The organism is Agrobacterium sp. K11 (genome assembly GCF_059429395.1).
In genome coordinates this window covers 172,539-192,259 of sequence record NZ_JCAHRB010000010.1, presented here as the reverse complement: position 1 = coordinate 192,259, position 19,721 = coordinate 172,539, and the positions used below count along the sequence as shown (strand labels likewise).

Genomic DNA, 19,721 nt, shown 5'->3' with positions numbered 1-19,721 from the left:
GCTCAGGCGGATGGGTTGCTGTGCGACCCCTGCCCAAGCCAGATCTGGGCAGACGCTCCATGACCGAACGAAAACTTCTCGTTGTCTGCATCGTCTTTTCTATCCTTGAGGTGGTTCTTGCCTGGCATACGACCGGCTCGCAGATAAACGACCATTTGCGGACGAGCGTTCAGCAAGCCGCAACACCATGAGTCAGACGACAATGAAACGCAAAATCACCAGAAAGAATGGTCTCATCATCGGCGCCGTCATCGCAGTTTTGGTGATAGGCGGGGCCTCGGCGCGAACGGTTTTCTCCGAGACGGATGATCAGGAAGAAATCGTCATGCCGGTTGTTCAGGGAACCGTCGAAGAAGCGGTTGTCGCTAGCGCCGTCCTCGAGCCCTCCCGTTTGGTCAATGTGGGAGCCCAGGTGTCGGGGCAGCTGAAAAACCTGCATGTCGAACTCGGGCAGAAGGTGAAGCAGGGCGATTTGATCGGCGAAGTCGATTCGACACCGCAGGCAAACGGCCTGCGGATTGCCAGTGCCGCCCTTGCGAACCTGAAAGCACAGCGGCGCGCGCGGGACATCCATCGGCATCAGGCTGAACTTGCTTACAACAGGCAGAAAACGCTCAATAGCGCGAACATTGTTTCGACCGCCAACCGGGAAACGGCGGAAGCGGCGTTTCGCGCCTTGCAGGCCGAAGTCGAGGCGCTCGACGCGCAGATCCTTCAGGCTTCGGTCGAGGTTGAGAATGCCGAGGTCAATCTCGGCTACACGAAAGTGCGTGCTCCGATCGACGGTACGGTCGTCGCCGTCGTCACCAAGGCGGGGCAGACCCTGAACGCCGTTCAGGCCGCACCGACAATCGTTTCTCTGGCGCAACTGGACACGATGCGTGTGAAAGTTCAGGTTTCGGAAACCGATATTGGGCGGGTTCGGGTCGGGCAGAACGTCCGCTTCACAATCATGGGTTATCCTGACAGTCCGATCTCGGCGAAACTTGAGCAGATCGAACCGGCGCCCACGACAATCGCAGCAGATTCCGCGACCAGCACCGGTACGTCAGCGGCGGTTCAGGGTGCGCAGGCGGTTTATTATAACGGCCTGTTCAACACCCCCAATGCGGATGGCGGCCTCAGGCCCATGATGACAGCGTCTGTTAGAATTATCGTCGGCAAGGCAGAAAACGTCCCTCTCGTGCCCTGGTCGGCCCTCACGGATCGCGATAAGGACGGCCGCTATCATGTCCGTGTGCGTCAGGCATCCGGCGTCGCAGTCGAGAAGCTGGTTACGGTCGGGCTGACGGATAAGATCAACAACCAGATCATCGACGGACTTTCGGTTGGCGATAAGGTCATCATACCGTCGAAAGGCGAAACATCGTCCAACGCAGACATGGTGACGATGTGACCCCGCTTATCCAGATCGACAATGTCTACCGCTCGTTTGTGGCCGGGGACGAAAAAATCACCGCGCTTAACGGTGTCAGCCTTACGATCGAAGCGGGTGAGCTTGTCGCGATCGTTGGTGCCAGCGGTTCGGGTAAATCCACGCTTATGAATATCCTCGGATGTCCCGATCGGCCGAGCGAAGGGGACTATGTGATTGGCGGCAAGAGTGTTTCAGGGCTGACTGCCGATGAGCTTGCGGCGTTGCGACGGGAGCATTTCGGTTTCATCTTCCAGCGTTATCATTTGCTCGGACCGCTCAAAGCCGTCGAGAACGTGGCAATGCCTGCCGTTTATGCGGGTCTTGACCCGGCTGCCCGCCATCGTCGGGCGAGGGCACTGCTGGATCGTCTTGGTCTTGGCGAGCGTCTCGATCATCGCCCGGGGCAGATTTCCGGAGGCCAGCAGCAGCGTGTCTCCATTGCCCGCGCCTTGATGAATGGCGGCGAAATCATTCTCGCAGACGAGCCCACCGGGGCACTCGACAGTAAAAGCGGCGAGAACGTACTTGAGATCCTTAAAGAGCTGCACGGTGAAGGGCACACCGTCATCATGGTCACGCATGATATGCAGGTTGCGGCCAACGCGGACCGTATCATCGAGATCCGTGACGGCAGGATCGTTTCCGACCAAAGAACACGGGATGTCCCGGAAGCAAGCATCGCACTGCCACCCCACGACGAAACGCCGGTCGGCCGGTTTTCTGCCTTCAGGCAGCGCCTGTCCTATGCGGGTCCGATGGCGCTTCGCTCCATGGCAGCCTATCGCATCCGCACGTTCTTGACGATGCTCGGTATTATCATCGGCATCGCCGCCGTCGTTTGTGTTGTGGGCCTGGGGGAAGGATCGCGTGAGAAAGTTCTGGCTCAGATGAGCGAACTTGGCGCCAGCACGCTCTCAATCTATCCGGGGCGCGATTGGGGTGACGAGCGTGCGGCGAGTATCACGTCTCTCGTTACCGCTGATGCCGAAGCAATCTCGGCGCAATCCTATGTGCGCGGTGTGACGCCGCTCATCTATGCTTCGGCCCGTGCGCGATCAGACCATGCTTCCCTGACCGCAAATATCAATGGCGTCGGGCACGACTATTTTGCCATTAATGGCATGAAGCTGCTATCGGGCAAGGGCCTCTCCTCCGCGGGGCCGTCGATGCTCGGTCAGCAGGCTGTTTTGGATGACAGGACGGCAGCGGCACTGTTCCCTAATAACCGGGTTCCGCTTGGGCGCACCATTATGATCGACCGCATGCCAGCGACAGTGGTGGGCGTTGTCCAGCGGCCAAGAAGCGCTGCGGGCGATAGAACGTTGCAGATCTATGTTTCCCATCTCAACTTCGCAGGAAGGGTGTCTGGAACTGCCAGCAGTCTCGGCGGACTGACTGTGCGTGTCGCAGATGGCATCGATACCGCAGCCGCCGAACGCGCGATCGTAAACCTGGTTACCCGCCGGCATGGGACAAAGGACTTTTATGTCTTCAACAGTGACCAGATGCGAAAGGCGCTTGAGAAAACCTCCCGCACGATCACACTTTTGATTTCTTCCGTTGCAGTGATTTCGTTAATCGTCGGCGGCATCGGTGTCATGAATATCATGCTCGTTTCCGTCACGGAGAGGACACGCGAAATCGGTCTCCGAATGGCCGTGGGCGCAAGACGCCTGGACATTCTGCTGCAATTCCTGATCGAAGCGGTTTTGATTTGCCTGGCCGGCTCGATCGTCGGCGTAGCCCTTGCGTTTGCGATTGCAACGATAATCGGCGACAAACAGGGTGAGATGCCGATGATCATCTCCATGCAGGCGGTGCTTGGATCCTGCGTCGTTGCTTTACTGATTGGCCTCACCTTCGGCTTCCTGCCCGCCCGCAACGCGGCGCGGCTCGATCCGGTCGAAGCTTTGTCGAGAGAGTAAGAGGCAATATCATGCCTCATGCCGTCCTAGTGAAAGAGAGAGTTCAATGAGCAAACATGGAAATTCGGTCGATTTGACGCTGGATATAGCGCAAGGGGCGGATTTGCCCGATTTCAAGAAGGCCTTGCAGCGCGCTTTCATGCTTTCCGTCGCCGAGGAAATGGGGTCGATGGGCGAGAAGATCCCGGCTGACGAGGACATTGAAGGCGCATTTCAGGCTCCCGGCTCTGTCGTTATTCGCGTTCTCGCCGACGGCAAGTGGGTGGGAGGTGCCATCGTCACGATAGACGACAAGACGCATGAAAATGAGCTCGCCTTCTTTTATGTGGAACCAGATGAGCATGGTCGTGGCGTCGGCCAGAAAGCGTGGAAAGAAATAGAGCGACGGTATCCTGAAACACGCATATGGACGACGCACACGCCCTATTTCGAAAAGCGCAACATTCACTTCTACGTCAATAAGTGCGGGTTCAAGATCGTCGAATATTACAATTCGCGGCATCCTGACCCGCACGATACGGACGAAACTGATCCAAATGACGGTGGCATGTTCAGATTCGAGAAAAACATGGCCTGTGCAGGACGCTCACCCTAATCAGCAAATTTGTCGGTGAGATGAGCCAATAATCCAACTTCCCGGTGATTGCCGACGCCGTTTGGCCAATGTCTCGTCTTGTGATCGGCTCCTGACCCGAATCAAACCATGCGGGGAAGAACATCGGTCGGACCGCCCTTGTCCATCAGCCGGTGTTTCAGCGCTCCCAGCACGTGAAGTCCGATCAGCACCAGAATGGCGTAGGCGCCGTACCTGTGCAACGTTTGGAAGACGGAAAAAGCATTGTCGTTCTTGGGAAGCAGTTCCGGCAGATGCGGAATGAAGAAAAATGGCACACCGTCACTCTGCGAAAAACTGCTAGAGAGCGAATAGCCGAGCAGCGGAACGAGGAGCGTGAGGAGAATGAGAAGCTTGTGGACTGCATGTGAGAGGGTTCTCTCCCACCGCGCAAGCGCCGAGGGCGCTGAGGGCAGGCTCGTTGCGTAACGCGAGCGAAGTGCAAGGTGGACAAGCGCAAGCAGCCAGACGAGAATGCCGAACTGCTTGTGGTTGGGATAGAAGATCGAAGCGGTTGTCATATCGCTTTCCGGCAGACGCGTCATATACCAGCCCGATGCAATTAGCCCGATGATAAGAGCGGCTCTTATCCAGTGAAGACAGCGGATCGGAAGGGGATATTTAACGGCCTTGAGATTGTCTGTGTTTATGGCTGACATCACAATGGTCTCCTAGATGGGAATGGTCATCTCGCCAGATTGGCGCTGCCGAATGAGAAAGACGGGCTCAATGGCCCGCCTTGACGTTTTTGAGGGCAAGGAATACGGCTGCCGAAAGCAGGCCGATCGTCGTGCCCGCTGCTGTCAACAGAACCGCATGCGCTTGCGAAAAGGCACTCTTGCCGGCGGTTACCAGTGCCGCAGCGACGCTTCCGGGCAGCTTGCCTGCCAGAACGTAGGTATCTCCGATCGAATGGCGTGCGGCATCTGCGAGCTCTGTCGGAACCCCTGCCGGGAGAACCAGTGCACCCATGTAGATTGCCGACAGCGCCACGCCGAAGAAGGTGATGCCGAGGCCGGCGCCCAGCTCGTAACCGGTTGCCTCGAGCGAACCGGCAGCCCCTGCCTTCTCAGCCTCCACTGCTCCCATGATGGCGATCGATGAAGCAGTGAGGCCGATGCTGAGCGATAGTCCGAGCAGCATTAGGCATGATGGCACGATGAAGCCGGGGGCATGGAAATCCATTCGCGCCAGCCCGAGAAGGCACAGAGAGGCAACCAACAGGGATGCGCTAGCGACCGTGCGAAGCCCGAGCCGGTTCGACAGGAAACCGGCGAAAGGACCGCCGACGGCGGCAGCAATCATGATGGGCAGCATGAAGAGGCCCGCCTGCAGCGGGGACTTGTCGAGAACAAACTGCATCTCCTGGGCAATGGTTAGTTCGACACCTGCCAGCGCCCCCGACGTGACGATCGCCATCGCCACACCCGTCACGATCGCAGGGCGGGAAAAGAGAGTTACGTCAAGCATTGGCTGCGAGACGGAAAGCTGGGAGCGAACGAAAATCGTCAGAGCCGTCGCGCCGATGAGAAGAGCGAGTACGACGATTACGAAGGGCTCCTTGCCACCGAAACCGGTTTTGACGGCATAGACCAGTCCGATAAGACCGACGATCAGCAACAGAGCCTGGCTTATCTGCCACTTGCCAGGAGAAACCATTTCCTTTTTAGGCAGGATGAAAGCGATGATCGGCATGATGACGAGCACGACGGGAATATTGATCAGGAAGACGGATCCCCACCACAAATGCTCGAGAAGCGCGCCGCCGACCAGTGGACCGACTGCGGCACCGGCGGCTCCGACCGTGCCCCAGAGACCGAGCGCCATCGCGCGCTCACCCGGGTCTTCGAAAGTGCGCCTGATGATGCCGAGAACGCAAGGCAGGATCATCGACGCACCGAAGGCAAGTAGGACACGCCCGGCGATCAACATCCAAGGCGTCACCGAAAACGCAGCCACGAGGGAGGCAACGCCGAAAACGAACAAGCCGGTCAGCAGCATTTTCCTGTGGCCGATCCTGTCGGCAAGGGTTCCCATGGGTACGAGCAACCCGGCCATCAGGAGCGAATAGATGTCGATGATCCAGAGCACCTGCGTGGTCGAGGCCCGCAGCGCCAGTGTCAGCGATGGCACGGCGATATGAAGGATCGTCATGTCGATCACAACGGGCGTAAATGCCAGCATGACCGCAATGAGAGTGAACCACCGACGCGCGCGCAGCGGGGAGGGTGGCGTGACGTTATTCGGGTCGACAGACACCGTCATTGTTTTCACCATCAGAATACTTGATCGCGCAAGGCTGACAACGGGCTGGACCCGCTGCCACTTCCGCATCCTGGACCGTATTGGGGGCCCCTTGTCGTTTCATGGAGGCATTGTGGAGAAAGCGTGGAGACGACGTCCTTCGGTCACGCGGCGTAAGAATGGTCAGGAGACCGGCTGACCGAGCGATATCTCGAACATCGCGCCGCCTTTGGCGGATGGCGCATATCGCATCTTGCCGCCGTGGGGGCGCTCGCGCCAGATGTGTCAGCAGGCGGAACTTGGTCAAGGTGAGCGACAAGCGGATAGTCTCGCCGTCATTGTCGATCTTTGCCTGGTAGCCGTCGAGATCGATGGTCGGATTGCCGACGCGGACGACGGCTCTCGCCTGAGCGAGCCCGGCACTTCTGAGGACCGCCTTCGCCCGTGTCACGACCTCGATGGGGTGGAACGGTTTGACGATGTGATCGTCGGCGCCGATGCGCAGCCCCTGACGGCGGTCGACATCCTCGTCGAGCGCGGTGACCATGATGACGGTGGTATAGCCGCGTCTTTGTATTTCCGCCAGAACCTCCCACCCACCCATCCTGCGGCGGCATGGTGACGTCAGCCAGGAACGATATCGGGTTTCAGCGAGCGGTGGAGTTCAAGGGCTACCTTGCCGTCGCGGGCATGCGCCGTGCGGAAACCCTCGCGGACAAATTAGGCCTCGAGTATGCCGGCAATTTCCATGTCGTCTTCAGCGATCAATACTAGTTCAGCCATCGTCGTCACACTCCTTGACACCTCCATGCCACCGAACGATGGCGCCGTCGAGTTTGAGACCGCCGCCTCCACGAAGCCTCAACAAATCCTGCACAAAGCCACCACGCTCAGACCTTACATGGCCGCCATCAAAGAGATTTTTCAAGAATTCAATGGTGGACACACATGCAACGCGGATCACGCTTCTGGAAACTCGGCGCATTGTGCCTGCCGATCATTCTTCTGTGTTCGTGCAGCGACAGCGGCCAGGGCGAAGGCAGCGCTCCCGAAGTGGCGGCGCCTTCACGCGTCAGCGTCCTGACTGTAAAGCCGGAGACTGTGACCGTTTATGACGAGCTGCCGGGCAGGGTATCAGCTTATCGAACAGCGGAAATCCGGGCGCAGGTGGGCGGCATCATCCAGAAGAAGCTCTTTACCGAAGGGGCGTTCGTCAAAGCCGACACGCCACTTTTCGAGATCGACCCTGCACCATTCGCCGCCGATGTGGACGCGGCAACCGCCGTGCTTGCTCGCACTGAGGCAGAGCTCCTCAATGCGCAGGTCAAATATGAGCGCGCGAAATCCCTGTCGTCACGCGAGATCACCAGCACAGAGTCCTTCAACAATGCAACGGCCGCTCTGGCGCAGGCAAAGGCAAATGTGGCGGAAGCCAGGGCCATTCTGGCGCGGCGAAAGCTGGAGCTCTCCTACGCCACGTTGCGGAGCCCCATTGGCGGCCTCATTGGCCAGTCCTTCATGAGCGAAGGGGGGCTTGCCTCGGCTTCTGCGACGACACCGCTCGCCGTCATTCAGCAGATCGATCAGGTCTATGTGGACGTTCGCCAATCGGCAATGAGCCTCGAAGCGCTACGCGACACGGCGGCGGAGGCAGGATCGCAGAATCCGGACGAACTGCCGGTCAAGATCACGACGATTGCCGGTAAACCCTTTGCCCATGACGGAAAGATCCTGTTTTCGGATATTTCCGTCGATAGCGCCACGGGAAGCCTCGGTATTCGCATCCTCGTCAGCAACCCGGAGGAGCAATTGCTTCCGGGCATGTATATCCGCGCCATGGTACCACGCGCCATCTATAGCGAGGCAATCCGCGTGCCGCAGGAAGCCATTACCCGAGATCCGGCCGGTCGCCCCCAGATCATCGTCATTGGACAAGACAAGACCGGTGTCCGACGAACCGTGGAGTTGGGGCCGATAACGGACGGTCAGTACATCGTCACATCAGGACTTGCCGCTGGAGAGACGGTTGTCGTCCTGGGGCAGGATCGCGTCGAAAACGGGCAGCCGCTGGAGACATTGCCCTTTTCCGCCGCCGCGCCACAGACAAAAAGCTAAGGAGCGGACAGATCATGCCGCAGTTTTTCATTAACAGGCCGGTTTTCGCCTGGGTCATCGCAATCCTGATCGTAATTGCAGGGGTCATCTCCATTCCCCAGCTTCCCGTTTCGCGCTTTCCGGTCATCGCGCCGCCCAGCGTCTCGATCTACGCCACCTATACCGGTGCGACGCCGAAGACGATCAATGACAGCGTTACCAGCCTAATCGAGCGCGAACTTTCGAGCGCCAAGAATATCCTTTATTTCGACTCGTCGGCCGACTCTTCCGGTTCCGCAAACATCACGGTCACCTTCAAGCCGGGCACCAATCCCGAGCTTGCCCAGGTGGATGTGCAGAACAGGCTGAAGGCCGTGGAGCCGCGCCTGCCGGAACAGGTTCGCCGCGCGGGCTTGACCGTGGAATCGGCATCGTCCGGTTTTTTGATGATCGTTTCGTTGAAATCGAAAGACGGGTCGCTCGACGCGCTCGCCCTTGACGATTATCTCGTGCGCAATATTGCGCCCGAGCTAAAGCGCGTTAGCGGTGTCGGCAGGGTGCAGTCATTCGGCTCGGAAGCGGCGATGCGCATCTGGCTCGACCCCGTCCGCCTCGTGGCCCATTCCATCTCCATGGCTGAGGCGACCCAGGCGATCCAGCAGCAGAACGTCCCGGTTGCCCCCGGGCGTCTCGGTGAATCTCCAACTGTAGCGGGCCAGAAGGTCACCGTACCGCTGAATGTGAGCGGCCAGTTGCAGACCCCGGAACAATTTGCGCAGATCATCCTGCGTTCCAATCCCGATGGTTCCAGGCTGACATTGGGCGACGTCTCGACAATCGAAGTGGGCTCCCAGAGCTCAAGCTTCTCCATCCTGGACGGTGGCAAACCTGCAACGGCGGCAGCCATTCAGATGACGCCGGGCGCCAACGCGGTAAGCACGTCCAATGGCGTACGCGAGCGTCTGGCGGAGCTTGCCACCACCATGCCGCAGGGGATGGAATACGCCATTTCCTATGATACGGCACCATTCGTTAAGGTTTCCATCCAGAAGGTGGTTCAGACGCTCGCGGAAGCCATGGTCCTGGTGTTCCTGATCATGCTGCTGTTCCTGCAAAATCTGCGTTACACGCTCATTCCGGCCATCGTCGCGCCTATCGCCCTTCTCGGCACATTCGCGGTCATGCTGGCGATCGGTTATTCAATCAACGCGCTGACGATGTTCGGCATGGTTCTCGCAATCGGCATCATTGTCGACGACGCCATCGTCGTCGTGGAAAACGTCGAGCGTCTGATGGCTACAGAAGGACTTTCGCCTCTTGAAGCGACCCGCAAGGCGATGACGGAAATATCCGGTGCCGTCATCGGCATCACGCTTGTTCTGACGGCAGTTTTCCTGCCAATGGGCATGGCCTCCGGTTCGGTTGGCGCGATCTATCGGCAGTTCACCGTCTCGATGGCCGTTTCAATTCTATTCTCAGCCTTCCTGGCGCTCAGTCTGACGCCCGCGCTCTGTGCGACCCTTCTGAAACCGGTCAGCCACGATCATGATCAGAAAAAGGGCTTTTTCGGCTGGTTTAACCGTGCCTTTGAACGCCTGACCGAGCGCTACGCCGGCTGGGTTGCAATCCTCCTGCGCAAGACGGGGCGGACCATGGTGGTCTACCTCGCGATCATCGCTGCGGTCGGCTACGGTTACGCCAAGGTGTCGACGGCCTTTGTACCGGATGAAGACCAGGGCTCGTTCATGACATCCTACACATTACCGGCGGATTCCACGGCGGAGCGGACCCGCGCTGTCGTCGATCTGTTCGAAGACCACGTGAAGACCCGGCCGGACATCGCCAATAATTTGACCATCACGGGTTTCGGCTTTTCTGGCTCGGGACCGAACACTGCCATGTCTTTCACCACACTGAAGGAATGGGGTGCGCGAGAGACAAGCGTGGATGAAGAAGTGAACGCCGCGACCGTCGCGATGGCCAAGGCCGAGGAGGGACAGATTTTCAGCCTCAAGCCACCGGCAATCGATGAACTTGGGACGACATCGGGCTTTGCATTGCGGTTGCAGGACCGTTCCAACCACGGTGCAGAAGCGCTTGCCAAAGCTGCTGTCCAACTCACCCAGCTTGCGGGTGAGAGCAAGCTTGTGCGCGATGTTCGCGTTGATGGGCTTCCGCGTGGCCCGAGCGTCACGTTGAACATCGATCGGCAGAAAGCGAGCGTACTCGGCGTATCCTACTCGACCATTGCCGATACGCTAGGTGGTGCCGTCGGCTCGACCTATGTGAACGATTTTCCGCGTGATGGACGCCTTCAGCAGGTGATAGTCCAGGCAAAGGCTTCAAGCCGCATGCAGGTGGATGACGTGCTCAATCTTCATGTCCGCAACGATGCCGGCAAAATGGTCCGCCTTTCGGAAATCGTCACACCGGAATGGTCGACAATGCCGCTGCAGTTCACCCGCTATAATGGCTACCCTTCCACCAGCATCTCCGGCTCCGCCGCATCGGGCGTCTCCAGCGGTAAGGCGATGGAGGAAATGGAACGGCTCGCGGCAAAGCTGCCCAAGGGTTTCGCCGTCGAATGGACCGGTCAGTCGCTGCAGGAGCGTCAGTCGGGCGCGCAGGCGCCGATATTGATGGCCTTTTCGTTCCTCATCGTTTTCCTGGTCCTCGCCGCGCTTTACGAAAGCTGGACGGTCCCGCTGTCCGTCATGATGGTCGTGCCTCTCGGCATTCTCGGTGCAGTCATCGCCGTCCATCTGCGAGGGTTGGAAAACGACGTGTTCTTCAAAGTCGGTCTCATCACGCTCATCGGACTGTCTGCAAAAAATGCGGTGCTAATCGTGGAGTTTGCGCGAAAGAGACAGCAAGATGGACAATCGCTGATCGACGCCGTCATCGAGGCATCCCGGCTTCGACTCCGGCCCATCGTCATGACCTCGCTCGCGTTCACGCTCGGCATCGTGCCGCTCGTCATCGCGAAAGGCGCAAGTTCCGAAACACAAAATGCCATCGGAACTGGTCTTTTCGGCGGTATGATTTCGGCAACTGTCCTCGCCGTGATGTTCGTCCCTGTTTTCTACGTGCTGGTGGCGTCGTTGAAGCGCCGCTGAAAAGAGTTTGCGTGAGAAGTCCTGGACACTCTCTGCGTACAATCGGATATTGCGCCTTAAGCATTGGCGCTGTTCTGGCCTCCTGCTTACGCAGCCGCCACGCTCGCCGTCCTTCGCTCCCATCGTCACCTTCGCCGATAAGAAGCGAACCGGACAGGTTGATCGCGGTCGAAGCGATTGTCAGATCAAATATTCCAATGTGCGCGCTAAGCCATCTCGGTCAGCAGCTAGTGACGGAACAGAAGCGGCGCGGGCTCCACGAGCGATACAAGTAATAGAATACCTATAAACCATTGATTTGGTATAATAAGAGCGGAGGGTCGCGTTCGTGTCCTAATCAGCGCGTTTGCATTCCCTCTCATTTGTAGAATGCTGTGTTGTGATCAGAGGATACACGAATTTGCTTTCGCTTCCCTCTTGATCAGGTCCCCCGGCGCGTTTCAGCTGAATCAGTTCTGGTGATCAATCAGCGAGAGGCGGCGCCTGCGGAAGCTCTTGCTTGCGTCATGCCACCTACTTTTGACCTCTCGTTCCAATCAGTAGCCACGTTGATTTCAAATGGTCACATACTGACTTTCAATTAGTCATCACCATAGTTTCAAACGGTCATCGATGAAGTTCAACGCGCCCCCGAGCTGGTGTTGGCAATCAAGGAAAGTGTAAATACCGACCAGCGTCCGGGCCGTTTCCTTCTGCCTGGTTCAGCTAACCTCATGACGTGCCAAGGGTGGCAGACTCGCTCGCAGGCGGAATGGAGGTCATTCGACTGCTTCCGCTTGCGCAGAGCGAAATCAGAACCGCCGGAAGCAGCTTCTTGCGCGACGCCATTCAAAATCAAGCTAAGGATGGAGAACCCACCGTCGGCGACGATTTGATGGCTGCCGTCCTTGCCGGTGGATATCCCGAGGTATTGGGCCGCAAAACGTTGAGCCGCAGACAGGACTGGTATGCAGATTACATCCAAGCGATCGTTCAACGCGACGTTCGCGATGTAGCGCAAATCGAGCAGATTGCGAAAATGCCGCGCTCGCTGCACATATTGGCAGAGCATTCGGGACAGCTCGTGAACTACTCCGGAATTGGCGCGGCCCATCGGGATGAACCACATCACAACCCAGAAATACGTCGGCATTTTCGAGAGCCTGTTCCTCGCCCGAACCGTTCAACCCTGGTTTTCCAACAAACTGAAGCGCCTGACGAAGACCCCGAAAATACATTTTCTCGATTCTGGTCTTCTCGGATCTCTTCGTGACCTCTTTCTCGAGAGGATGCGGAACGACAGAGCGCAGTTCGGGGCGTTGCTAGAGACTTTCGTTTTTGGGGAGATCCTTAAACTCGCCAGCGCGGCACATACCCGATTTGAGTTTTCTCATTTTCGTGACAAGCAACAGAATGGAGTCGATATCGTCATCGAAGACAGACGAGGGCAGATTGTCGGTATCGAGATAAAAGCGGCAGCATCCGTCACGAATTCCGATTTTTCTGGATTGCGAATTTTGGCCGACGCTTGCGGCGAGCGCTTTGCATCAGGCATGGTCCTCTACGATCACCACAAGGTGGTTCCATTTGGAGAACGCCTATCCGCTGTACCAATCTCGGCATTGTGGCGATAGCGCTCGATCATTGGCTCTGGCTCCAGACACGCGAGCATCCGTGAAAATTCAACGGCTACGAAATTGGGCCTCAGGTTCAACTCCCTTCAAGGCGAAGAGAGCCATTTTATTGAGCAGATGAATAGTAGGTCTTGCTTCCAGAGTAGTTGGAGCCGCGAAAATCAAGCTGCGCAGGCTAAGAACTGCTGGAGCGGCACCAAATTATCGAGCGAAGTGAATATGCGGTCGCAAGTGATAAGGTGACGGTTCGACGACGGCTTCAACAGAAAATACGTCTCGCAACAACTCGCTCGTTAGAACGTCTTCAGGTGTACCGGATGCCACGATCTTGCCGGACTGAAGTACAAGCAACCGGTCGCAGAACATAGCTGCATGATTGAGGTCATGAAGCGCAATGATACTTGTGACTGGCAACTCGGAGACAAGACGCAGAAGGCTGATCTGATGGTGCACATCGAGATGGTTTGTTGGTTCGTCCAGAATGAGTTCCCTTGGAGATTGCGCAAGCGCCCGCGCGATCTGGGCCCGCTGCTTTTCCCCGCCCGAGAGGATCTGCCAGGGATCATTGCGCTTTGCCGTCATCTGCGTCCGTTCAAGCGCGGCCGTGACCGTGGCGTCGTCTTCAGTGGTCCAGCCCGAGAACATCGAGCGATGGGGGAAGCGGCCGAGTTTGACGACGTCAATAACCTTCAGATTGGCATTTGTCGTTGCATGTTGCTCGATAAATGCCACCCTCCGGGCAATTGTCCGGCGGCGGATTTTCGAGATGTTGGTATTGTCGAGGGTTATGGTACCCGAGTGAGGTTGCTTGAGACCACTCAGCAAGCGAAGAAGTGACGTTTTTCCAGAGCCGTTGGGTCCCAGAAGACCCAACATCTTGCCGGGTTCGGCAGCGAAGGAAATGCCATCTAGGATCGTCTTGGAGCCAATCTTCCAGACCACATTGTCGGCGATAAAACTCATGGGGCGCGCTGAAGCCTGTATAAAATGACAGAGAAAAACGGGACCCCGACGAGTGCGGTCACAACGCCAATCGGCAGCACCTGCTGAGGGATCAGACTGCGTGACGCAATATCAGCAAGAACCATGAAGATAGCACCCGAGACTGCACAAGCTGGCAGTAACCTAGCATGCAGAGGACCCACCACGAAGCGGGCAGCATGAGGAATAACCAGTCCCACAAATCCAATCGTCCCGACCATGCTTACGATGGTCGCCGTCATGATTGCTGTCAGCGCAAAAAGAATGATCCGCATACGGCCGACATTGACGCCCATCGAGGCTGCCGCTTCATCGCCGAACGCAAAAGTATCCAAAACCCGAGAATAAAACAGGCACACAACCAATCCAATACTGACGACAATCGAGACTAGTTGGAATTCGGGCCAACGCACGCTACCGAAGCTACCCAGTAGCCAGAACATGACGTCTCTGGCCTGTTGCGCATTGCCCGACGTGGTCACGACATAAGAAGTCGCGGCATTAAATAATTGCGAGGCTGCAACGCCCGCAAGGATCGTTCTGTCAGCACCCCCACGTGCGCCGTTGGAGAGCAGCGCAACCAGAAAGAACGCTCCGAAGGCCCCGATGAAGGCGCCTGCGGAAAGAGAGATTGCGCCAGCTCCTATCCCCAGGATGACAACCGCCACAGCGCCAGTCGAGGCACCGGCGGAAATGCCCAGAACATAGGGCTCTGCCAACGGATTGCGAAGCATTGATTGCATGATCGCGCCGCAAAGTGCCAAGCCTGCGCCGCAGAATACAGCAACGAGCGAACGGCTCAAGCGATACTCCCAGATGACGGCCTCATGTATGCGATTGATCTCTACTGAGGTCCAGCCGAGCTTGTTGCTTATTGTCAAATATGTCGTGGCCAATGGGATCGGCATGTCACCGACCCCAACGCTGATACCAACGACAAGAGCGATGGCGGCGAGGCAAACAAGAAAATAAATCGCTTGCCCAACTACCGCATTGCTTACTTTACCTGAATAGACGGCTTTGCTCACTTGAGACCAAGTGCCTTCAACTGCTGTGCCACTTGTTCCGCACCATAGACGGTTTGAACGCTGGGGTTCATAGCCTGGGCGGGCATGATGACCAGAGCCTTGTTCTTGACCGCCGTCATCTGGCTAGTCGCGGGGTCGCTATTAAGGAATTTTATCTTTTCTTGGGCTTTGTCGAGTTCCCAGCGATTACGATCGACCTGCGTAACAACAATGACGTCCGGGTTTGAGGCAATGATGCTTTCCCAGCCGATAGCGGGAGATTCAGCCTCATTTGTAACGGCGTTCGTTCCGCCGAGAAGGTCGGCGATAAAGCCGGAAGCGCTGTTCTTGCCACCGACATAAGCATCAGCAGAAGGTGATGGGCTGGAGAACCAGAATACGTAGGACAGCTTCTTCCTGTCTTTTGGCGCATCTGCCCGCAGCGTTGCTTCGCGATTTTTCAGATCAGCAATAACTTCCTGTCCCTTATCCGCGACGTCGAAGATTTGCGAGAGATCTTCGATCTCTTTAAACAGAGTATCCATGTTCCAGAGTTGCGAGCGATCGCCGTAACCGAATTTGTCATGCTTCGTGCCATCAGCTACGCAGGTGCTCGGTGAAATATAAGTGGGAACTCCCACTTTCTCGAAATCGTCTCGCTTTGCAACCTTGCTCGACGGCCCCAACAGGCTTGGCAGTGCGGCGGCAACGAAATCAGGGTTTTGTGCGAGGATCGACTCGAATGTCGGGAACTCGACCGTCAGAACTTTCACCTTGGCATTGGCCTCGGCGACCTGTGGAAGAACCTTGTTCGGCCAAAACGCGGTCCCGGCCATTTTGTCTTGAAGGCCAAGCAACAGCAAGATTTCTGCGCTATTCTGGCCAAGGGCAACAGCACGCTCAGGTGCCTTGGTAAAGGTCACGCTCACACCGCAATTTTCCACGGTCAGAGGGTACTTTGTAGCGGCTGCTTGTGCTGTCAATGGCGCAAGCCCAAGCAGACCAACGATCGTCCCGGAGATCAAAAGTTTCATCATGTTCTATACCCTCTTGTGGCCTTGCGGCTGCCAACACTTTCTTGGCGTCTAAATCATCAAAGCGGCAGCAAAACAAGAGGGCAATTGTCAAGTTAGATCGAGCTAAAGTTCCTATTCTTCTATCTCCCCGCGATGCTTGAAGTGAATGGCAGAAGATAAGTCCTAAATTCTCAACGACGGCCGCCCGCCCAAATTGCCCACGCCTTTCCACCGAGAATATGTCGTTCCATGTGACGGCGAATGGTTTGATGGCTCAAGCTCAATCAAACCTGAATTGCAACAACGGATCGCCTCTTCTGATCCCATCAAGAGGTCGTCGGCAAAGGCGGTGCGGCTCTGCTTATACCCAGCTTTATCAAGGAAAATCTGATACACCTCGCTAGGCATTCTCCGCGAGAAAGATCTGGATGTCCGTTGAGATAGAGACCGCTTCTCCAGGCATTCTACCGAGGAGCTTTGCGATGGTCTCAACTGCCAGGCGTGCTTCCAAAAGGGGTCTCTGGTCGATAACCGCGTTGATCTTTCTGGATTTTAGCAGCATCCGTCGATTGGGCGTGAGTTCGTGGGTGATGACCACCGTATTGTCGATTCGGCCAAGGCGTTGCAGAGCACTGACAATCGGCAAAGCACCCGCGGACAGATGATATATGCCTCGTAATCCCGGGTCATCCCGAAATGCAATCTCTACGACACGGCCTGCTTCCTCCTGATTTTCTCCGGTCTCCAGAACCACGGCCAGACTGCATTCAGGATAACGCTCGGTCATGATGTCGCGAAACCCGGCTTCCCGTTCGCGATGGCCAGTGATATCGCGTGAGCCGGCAACCACGACGACGCGGCCGCCTTGCCGTCCGAGGAAAAGGCCCATCAGGTCGCCAGCCACCCGACCGGCCTGCCTGTCGTTCGGCCCCACATAGGCGGCACGCCCGCAATCTGTGAGGTCGGTCGCCAGAGTTACCACCGGGACATTGCGCGACAGGAATGCTACGGCTTCTCGAACCCTGATATCGTCAGGGCTGGTGATGACGAGGCCATCATAGGAGCGACAATCGCGGACGGCTGCGGCGATCGCCGCCGGCTTTCGTGGATCGATGTGATGGACGAAGAATTGCACGTTCAGTGTTGCGTACATTCGCGATGCAAGATCGATACCCTCGCGCAAAGACGCGTGAAACGGGTTGACTGGCGGTTGGATAAGGACCGCGACACGTAGCGCGCGTGAAGGGGTACGATCTAGGGCCCGGTCAATACCGAGCGCCCGTGCAGTGGCCAAAACGCGGTCTTCTTTGTCGGTACGCACGCCGCCACGGTTGTTGAGAACCCGATCCACCGTCGCGGTCGAGACCCCGGCTGCCTTTGCAACATCCGAAATACTTATCTTGCGTGCAGTCATTTACCTCTCCGCCCGGTTTTCTGATTGAATCCCATCAAATTCCAACTTTGTAAATCGGAGATCTCCAGCTAAATCTCTGCGTCAGGGAGGGTCGCCCACCAAGTGAGCGACACCAGGGAAGGACCAGAATATTATGGGTATAACAGTCACCACAGCACCGTGCTGCTGGGGCGTCGATGACGTGCGCAATCCAAACCTACCGCCGTGGGAAATGGTATTCGATGGAGTCAAGGCGGCCGGATATGGGGGAGTGGAGCTTGGCCCCTATGGTTATGTTCCGCTGAACATCGACATGGTCTCTCAGGCTCTGACAAGTCGAGGGCTCTATATCGTCGCCGGAACGATCTTCAATGATCTTGTCGCTGAGGAAAGCCGCGATAGCCTGCTGCGCCAGACGGACGAGATTTGCGCTCTGATCACCCGTCTGCCGACGCCGCCGAAGGCGTCGGGCCAGCGATTTCCCGCACCTTATCTGACGGTGATGGATTGGGGACACGACGAACGCGATTATGCGGCGGGTCATTCCGACAGGGCACCCCGGCTCGATGACGCGGCATGGAACGGCATGATGGATAATATCAGGGCGATATCCGCTCTTGCCCGCGAGAAATATGGCGTTCGCGCCACCATTCATCCGCATGCCGGCGGTTACATCGAATTCGAGGACGAGATTGCCCGTCTCGCCATTGACATACCCCAGGAGGTCGCCGGTTTCTGCCTCGACACTGGCCATACCTTGTATGCCGGCATGGACCCTGTCCAAACCCTGCGCAAATACGCCGACCGTCTCGACTACATCCACTTCAAGGACATCGACAGGGCCGTCTTCGGACGCGTGATGGGTGAGCACATTCGCTTCTTTGAAGCCTGCGCGCAGGGGGTCATGTGTCCCATTGGCAAGGGTTGTATCGATTATCCCGCCATTCGCGCCCTTCTTGATGAGCTTGGTTATGAAGGCTTTATCACCGTTGAGCAGGAGCGTGATCCGCGCAACGCGGGCGGTAGCCTCGCCGACGTAAAACTCAGCCGTGACTATCTCAAGTCGGCTGGCTTCTAACAATCCGGGACAGAAACCTCATGATTTACGGAACGCGTCAGACAAAACGACCTCTTCGCTGGGCTATGGTGGGTGGTGGTCGCGGCAGTCAGATCGGTTATATTCACCGCAGCGCCGCCCTGCGTGATCGCTACTTCGATCTGGTCGCTGGCGCCTTCGACCTCGATGCCGAGCGCGGCCGCGCCTTCGGTGTTGAACTGGGGCTCGAGCCTTCGCGATGCTACGCCGACTGGCGTGCGCTTTTCGCAGAGGAGGCAAAGCGTCCGGATGGGATCGAGGCAGTATCGATCGCAACGCCCAACAATACCCACTACGAGATCACCAAGGCTGCACTGGAAAGCGGGCTGCACGTTGTGTGTGAAAAGCCGCTGTGCTTCACGGTGGCCGAGGCCGAGGATCTTCAGCGTATCGCCGCAGAGCGCGGCCGTATTGTTGGAGTGACCTACGGCTATAGCGGCCACCAAGTCATCGAGCATGCCCGCGAGCTCGTTGCTGCCGGCGAGCTCGGGGAAATTCGTCTGGTCAACCTGCAATTCGCCCACGGGTTTCACAACGAGGCTGTCGAGCTTCAAAACCCGGCGACCCGCTGGCGCGTCGATCCGAAATTCGCAGGCCCAAGTTATGTGCTCGGCGATATCGGTACACATCCGCTTTATATTTCCGAGGTCATCCTGCCCGACCTCCGTATCAAACGGCTTCTGTGCACCCGGCAGAGCTTCGTCAAGACGCGTGCACCGCTCGAAGACAACGCCATGACCCTGATGGAATATGACAATGGCGCGTTTGGCACCGTCTGGTCGAGCGCCATCAATGCGGGTTCCATGCACGGACAAAAGGTGCGCGTCGTCGGATCAAAGGCTTCGATCGAATGGTGGGACGAGCAGCCAAACCAGCTACGATTTGAGGTTCAGGGCGAGCCGGTACGCATTCTTGAGCGTGGCATGGCCTACCTGCACGCAAAGGCACTTGCCGACGATCGTATCGGTGCAGGCCATCCGGAGGGTCTCTTCGAGGCCTGGGCTAACCTCTACGACCGCTTTGCTATCGCTATGGAGGCGCGCAACGAAAACGATGGCGAACGCCTTGCGAGCCTCCGGTTTCCGGGGATTGCGGCAGGGGTTGAGGGCGTTCGCTGGGTTGAGAACTGCGTTCGTTCCGCCGATCTCGGCGGGGTCTGGGTCGATTATCTGTAGCGCGATGGAGGGAGCAGCACCATTGGCGCAG

Annotated in this window: 18 protein-coding genes; 10 read left to right on the top strand and 8 right to left on the bottom strand. The window is 57.3% G+C overall.

Annotation, left to right across the window (positions count from 1 at the left end):
- The first annotated feature begins 59 nt into the window (after positions 1-59).
- From AC5SEO_RS19240 to AC5SEO_RS19225, 4 genes are read left to right on the top strand one after another with little or no spacing between them, the layout of a single operon-like run.
- Positions 60-191 (top strand): hypothetical protein, encoded by a 132-nt coding sequence (locus AC5SEO_RS19240; RefSeq protein WP_019565817.1) that lies wholly within the window; start codon positions 60-62, stop codon positions 189-191.
- A gap of 11 nt (positions 192-202) precedes the next feature.
- A complete protein-coding gene (locus AC5SEO_RS19235) occupies positions 203-1,396 on the top strand; it encodes an efflux RND transporter periplasmic adaptor subunit (protein WP_495363943.1) in 1,194 nt (397 codons plus the stop codon).
- Positions 1,393-3,342, top strand: coding sequence for a MacB family efflux pump subunit (locus tag AC5SEO_RS19230; RefSeq protein ID WP_495363942.1), 1,950 nt, complete (start codon positions 1,393-1,395; stop codon positions 3,340-3,342). Before AC5SEO_RS19235 ends, AC5SEO_RS19230 begins: the two co-directional genes overlap by 4 nt.
- A 46-nt stretch (positions 3,343-3,388) precedes the next feature.
- A complete protein-coding gene (locus AC5SEO_RS19225) occupies positions 3,389-3,937 on the top strand; it encodes a GNAT family N-acetyltransferase (RefSeq protein WP_495363941.1) in 549 nt (182 codons plus the stop codon).
- Between the two features lie 101 nt (positions 3,938-4,038).
- Here AC5SEO_RS19225 and AC5SEO_RS19220 read toward each other — a convergent pair whose 3' ends face one another.
- The 3 genes from AC5SEO_RS19220 to AC5SEO_RS19210 all read right to left on the bottom strand — a co-directional run bounded on the left by AC5SEO_RS19220 (position 4,039) and on the right by AC5SEO_RS19210 (position 6,803).
- Positions 4,039-4,614, bottom strand: coding sequence for a cytochrome b (locus tag AC5SEO_RS19220; RefSeq protein WP_019565820.1), 576 nt, complete (start codon positions 4,612-4,614; stop codon positions 4,039-4,041).
- A 67-nt stretch (positions 4,615-4,681) separates the two neighbouring features.
- Complete coding sequence (locus tag AC5SEO_RS19215) at positions 4,682-6,220, bottom strand: MFS transporter (protein WP_495363940.1); 1,539 nt, start codon at positions 6,218-6,220, stop codon at positions 4,682-4,684.
- Positions 6,195-6,803 carry a response regulator transcription factor gene (locus tag AC5SEO_RS19210; RefSeq protein WP_013637495.1) on the bottom strand — a complete coding sequence of 203 codons (609 nt, stop codon included), beginning with the start codon at positions 6,801-6,803 and terminating at the stop codon, positions 6,195-6,197. Before AC5SEO_RS19210 ends, AC5SEO_RS19215 begins: the two co-directional genes overlap by 26 nt.
- A gap of 344 nt (positions 6,804-7,147) precedes the next feature.
- Between AC5SEO_RS19210 and AC5SEO_RS19205 the strand changes: the two genes are divergently transcribed.
- Together AC5SEO_RS19205 and AC5SEO_RS19200 are read left to right on the top strand one after the other, a co-directional pair.
- On the top strand, positions 7,148-8,314 hold the full coding sequence (locus tag AC5SEO_RS19205) for an efflux RND transporter periplasmic adaptor subunit (protein ID WP_013637497.1): 1,167 nt from the start codon (positions 7,148-7,150) through the stop codon (positions 8,312-8,314).
- A gap of 14 nt (positions 8,315-8,328) precedes the next feature.
- Complete coding sequence (locus tag AC5SEO_RS19200; RefSeq protein WP_495363939.1) at positions 8,329-11,409, top strand: multidrug efflux RND transporter permease subunit; 3,081 nt, start codon at positions 8,329-8,331, stop codon at positions 11,407-11,409.
- A 619-nt stretch (positions 11,410-12,028) separates the two neighbouring features.
- Here the strand turns inward: AC5SEO_RS19200 and AC5SEO_RS19195 are convergent.
- Positions 12,029-12,445 (bottom strand): hypothetical protein, encoded by a 417-nt coding sequence (locus AC5SEO_RS19195; protein ID WP_495363938.1) that lies wholly within the window; start codon positions 12,443-12,445, stop codon positions 12,029-12,031.
- On the opposite strand from AC5SEO_RS19195, the gene AC5SEO_RS19190 reads away from it, so the two are divergent.
- Both AC5SEO_RS19190 and AC5SEO_RS19185 read left to right on the top strand, forming a co-directional pair.
- Positions 12,335-12,661, top strand: coding sequence for a DUF8612 domain-containing protein (locus AC5SEO_RS19190; protein WP_495363937.1), 327 nt, complete (start codon positions 12,335-12,337; stop codon positions 12,659-12,661). The genes AC5SEO_RS19195 and AC5SEO_RS19190 overlap by 111 nt on opposite strands.
- Positions 12,552-13,022 carry a DUF4143 domain-containing protein gene (locus tag AC5SEO_RS19185; RefSeq protein ID WP_495363992.1) on the top strand — a complete coding sequence of 157 codons (471 nt, stop codon included), beginning with the start codon at positions 12,552-12,554 and terminating at the stop codon, positions 13,020-13,022. The genes AC5SEO_RS19190 and AC5SEO_RS19185 overlap by 110 nt, the downstream gene beginning before the upstream one ends.
- Positions 13,023-13,223: 201 nt before the next feature.
- On the opposite strand, the gene AC5SEO_RS19180 is transcribed toward AC5SEO_RS19185, so the two are convergent.
- The 4 genes from AC5SEO_RS19180 to AC5SEO_RS19165 form a co-directional block, all read right to left on the bottom strand.
- On the bottom strand, positions 13,224-13,985 hold the full coding sequence (locus AC5SEO_RS19180) for an ABC transporter ATP-binding protein (RefSeq protein ID WP_013637501.1): 762 nt from the start codon (positions 13,983-13,985) through the stop codon (positions 13,224-13,226).
- Positions 13,982-14,977, bottom strand: a complete 996-nt coding sequence (locus AC5SEO_RS19175; RefSeq protein WP_049790413.1) for a FecCD family ABC transporter permease — start codon at positions 14,975-14,977, stop codon at positions 13,982-13,984. Before AC5SEO_RS19175 ends, AC5SEO_RS19180 begins: the two co-directional genes overlap by 4 nt.
- Positions 14,978-15,027: 50 nt before the next feature.
- Complete coding sequence (locus AC5SEO_RS19170; RefSeq protein ID WP_013637503.1) at positions 15,028-16,047, bottom strand: ABC transporter substrate-binding protein; 1,020 nt, start codon at positions 16,045-16,047, stop codon at positions 15,028-15,030.
- Positions 16,048-16,426: 379 nt separating this feature from the next.
- Positions 16,427-17,440: a LacI family DNA-binding transcriptional regulator gene (locus AC5SEO_RS19165; RefSeq protein WP_111790768.1), complete on the bottom strand. Its 1,014-nt coding sequence runs from the start codon at positions 17,438-17,440 to the stop codon at positions 16,427-16,429.
- 133 nt (positions 17,441-17,573) lie between these two features.
- Between AC5SEO_RS19165 and AC5SEO_RS19160 the strand changes: the two genes are divergently transcribed.
- Both AC5SEO_RS19160 and AC5SEO_RS19155 read left to right on the top strand, forming a co-directional pair.
- Positions 17,574-18,497, top strand: coding sequence for a sugar phosphate isomerase/epimerase family protein (locus AC5SEO_RS19160; protein WP_495363936.1), 924 nt, complete (start codon positions 17,574-17,576; stop codon positions 18,495-18,497).
- A 20-nt stretch (positions 18,498-18,517) separates the two neighbouring features.
- Positions 18,518-19,690 (top strand): Gfo/Idh/MocA family protein, encoded by a 1,173-nt coding sequence (locus AC5SEO_RS19155; protein WP_495363935.1) that lies wholly within the window; start codon positions 18,518-18,520, stop codon positions 19,688-19,690.
- The last annotated feature ends 31 nt before the right edge of the window (positions 19,691-19,721 follow it).